Source organism: Psychrobacter sp. (assembly GCF_035469765.1).
Lineage (GTDB): Bacteria > Pseudomonadota > Gammaproteobacteria > Pseudomonadales > Moraxellaceae > Psychrobacter.
Map to the genome: position 1 here is coordinate 1 of NZ_DATIRM010000263.1, position 2,813 is coordinate 2,813.

5 protein-coding genes are annotated in these 2,813 nt (G+C 42.4%); 4 read left to right on the forward strand and 1 reads right to left on the reverse strand.

From position 1 onward, the window contains the following. Positions 1–67 precede the first annotated feature (67 nt). From VLN09_RS07430 to VLN09_RS07445, 4 genes are all read left to right on the forward strand, one after another. Positions 68–880 carry a M48 family metallopeptidase gene (locus VLN09_RS07430; protein ID WP_325245160.1) on the forward strand — a complete coding sequence of 271 codons (813 nt, stop codon included), beginning with the start codon at positions 68–70 and terminating at the stop codon, positions 878–880. 208 nt (positions 881–1,088) lie between these two features. Further along, a complete protein-coding gene (locus VLN09_RS07435) occupies positions 1,089–1,433 on the forward strand; it encodes a BolA family protein (protein ID WP_325245162.1) in 345 nt (114 codons plus the stop codon). 75 nt (positions 1,434–1,508) lie between these two features. Continuing rightward, positions 1,509–1,868, forward strand: coding sequence for a SirB2 family protein (locus tag VLN09_RS07440; protein ID WP_325245164.1), 360 nt, complete (start codon positions 1,509–1,511; stop codon positions 1,866–1,868). A 165-nt stretch (positions 1,869–2,033) separates the two neighbouring features. Continuing rightward, entirely contained in the window at positions 2,034–2,435 is a 402-nt protein-coding gene (locus VLN09_RS07445; RefSeq protein ID WP_325245166.1) for a hypothetical protein, read from the forward strand. 119 nt (positions 2,436–2,554) lie between these two features. Here VLN09_RS07445 and VLN09_RS07450 read toward each other — a convergent pair. Beyond that, positions 2,555–2,813, reverse strand: a 259-nt coding sequence (locus tag VLN09_RS07450; RefSeq protein WP_325245168.1) for a thioredoxin family protein, incomplete at its 5' end; no start/stop codon positions are given.

Below are 2,813 nucleotides of genomic sequence, written 5' to 3' on the forward strand. Positions count from 1 at the left end.
TATCTCTACTGTATCAATATTGCGTTTATTTAACTTTATATCCCCATTTATAGCGAGGACGTTTATTATGAAAAAACTACTTACCACAACTGTCATGGTAGCTTCATTGTCGGCATTAACTTTAACAGGTTGTACTAGCACGACCAGCACAGGTGCAGTTGGCGTTGATCGTCAGCAGCTGTTATTGGTTTCAAGCGAGCAAGTATTGCAACTCTCAGCTCAGAGTTATAATAAAACGATACAAGAAGCACGAGCTAAACGTTTGCTTGATACCAACACTGCTCAGCTAAATCGCTTGAAGAATATCTCTAACCGTTTGGTCGGTCAAGTTGGCGTCTATCGCCCTGATGCGGCAAAATGGCCATGGGAAGTACATACGATTAAATCTAACGACTTGAATGCTTTTGTGTTGCCGGGTGGCAAAATCATGTTTTACACAGGCATTATCGATCGTCTGAACTTAAGTGATGATGAAATCGCGGCGATTATGGGTCATGAGATGTCTCATGCCTTACGTGAGCATTCACGTGAGCGCCTATCGCGTCAATATGCAACTCAAACTGGTATCGGTGTCGCAGCCAGTATTTTTGGTCTATCACAAGGACAAGCTCAGATTGCAAACGTTGCCGGAGACTTAGGCCTAAGCCGTCCGCATAGTCGCACCCAAGAAGCTGAGGCGGATCAAATCGGTCTTGAGCTAATGGCGCGTGCAGGCTACAACCCACAAGCCGCTATTACCTTGTGGCAAAAAATGCAGCGAGCCAGCCAAGGCGAGCCACCACAATTCTTAAGCACTCACCCATCTAGTAGCAATCGTATCGCTGAGTTGCAGTCATTGATGCCAAAAGTAATGCCGCTCTATCAAAGAGCACGTCGTTAATAGTGTTTTTTAGGCAGAATTTTTGAAATAGATACTCATAAATCATGACAAGCAGAGCCCATATCATCATGTGGCGCTCTGCTTTTTTATACCTGTCACTCATAGAATGTATCCCATTAATACCATGCAGACTCGATATCGGCGTCTGCTATAATGATGACAATACATTATCTAACGATAATAAAGCTCAATAGAATAAAGGATTGTTATGACTACCATTACATCTACCACCAATATCACCCCTACTGCCGATGCACTTAGTCAGCAGCTGCAAGCATTGCAACCACTGCATATACAACTGGTTAATGAATCAATGAATCATGCCGGTTACTTTGACGGTAAAGAGAGTCATTTTAAACTTATCATGGTCAGCGAAGCTTTCACAGGCAAGCGTTTGGTTGCCCGCCACCAAATGGTTTATCATTTGGCGGATGCATTATTGACTTCAAAAGGCGGTCAAATCCATGCATTGGCGATTCATGCCTATACACCGACTGAGTGGCAGGGTCAAAACCCTGACAGCCCGTTATGTGCAGGGCAAAATAAAGACTAGATGATACTTGTTTTTCAAAATAAATAATCAGACGCTGTCGATAACAAAATGCAATTTTAAAGGAAAATATACTCAATGAAACACTTACATATGCTCGTGGCTGTACTTTTAATTGTGCTGTTTTTATATCAAAGCTATCTGGTATTAAGCTCAGATAAACAAGCACCGCGCGTGGTCAAGATATCGTCGCATATTATCTACGCCGTTATCATTCTGTCAGGCGCTGGGATGCTGATGCAATTGATGAGTGCCAATGCACCTGTGCAGTGGGTGTTCGCCAAAATTATCTTACTCGTTGCTGCTATCAGCGCTAGTATCAAAGCCTTTAATAACAATGCAACACCGAGTCAAAGAAAAACTGGTATTCTGATTGCTGGGGCGGCATATGTAGGTATTGTGATACTTGCCTTTACCAAACCGGGTAACTTGTTTTGATGAGTTGTGAAATTATAGCTAGGTCTAAATAGCAAAGAGTTATTCATTGAGCGTAACTTTTTCGATTGAAATGACAAAATATTCTATCTATTTTCAATATCTTAATCAGATTGTTTTTGCTATCTTAAATGAATAAAAACGTAATCTTAGCTTACTGGAGCCGCTATGAAAACTTTTACTGTAACTGCATTACTGGCAACTGCTGGCATTTTTGCTCTCTCAGGCTGTGCTTCTACGGGTAAGATTACGCCGCAGTATATTCCGCCAAGCACCTATCAGAGCTATGACTGTCAAGCATTGAACCAAGAGTATGTCCGGGTCACTAACTATGTCAACGCTACTCGTAATGAGCAATCAACCTTATCATCGACAGGCGTTGGTGTTGGTGTATCTGCAGGACGTTGGGGTATCTCCCCTAACATCAGCTTTGGCGTTGGTCAAAGTAGCAATACCAAAGCTCGCGATGCCAAGCTATCACGCCTGTACGGCGAACTTGATGCAATTATTCAATCGGCGCGTATCAAACGCTGTAGCTTTGCTGCTGGCGTAAAGATTTATGGTGAATAAGCTAAAACTGCTTTAATCGATCAAACGGAATAAGAAAAGCCAATATGCGATAAACGTATTGGCTTTTTGTTGGATGCAATAAAGTTAGACTTATTAAAGAGCATGTACCTCAATCATAACTACTTCAAGCTTTGTACCCATTGTACGATTTGATGGCTTGGTAGCGCTCCTGACTGACGCGCGACTTCCTTACCGTTTTTAAAAGCAACCATCGTCGGTAAGCTACGAATATTATAAGGTGCCGCTGCTTGCTCATATTTATCGGTTTGTATTTTAGCAAAGACCACATGCGGCAGTTGACCAGCCGCAGTTTTGAACTCTGGTGCCATCATAATACAAGGCTGACACCAGCTCGCCCAAAAGTCTACGATGGTCAAT

Coding starts and splice junctions, on each gene's coding strand:
- VLN09_RS07430 (WP_325245160.1), top strand. CDS start 68: ATGAAAAAACTACTTACCACAACTGTCATGGTAGCTTCATTGTCGGCA.
- VLN09_RS07435 (WP_325245162.1), top strand. CDS start 1,089: ATGACTACCATTACATCTACCACCAATATCACCCCTACTGCCGATGCA.
- VLN09_RS07440 (WP_325245164.1), top strand. CDS start 1,509: ATGAAACACTTACATATGCTCGTGGCTGTACTTTTAATTGTGCTGTTT.
- VLN09_RS07445 (WP_325245166.1), top strand. CDS start 2,034: ATGAAAACTTTTACTGTAACTGCATTACTGGCAACTGCTGGCATTTTT.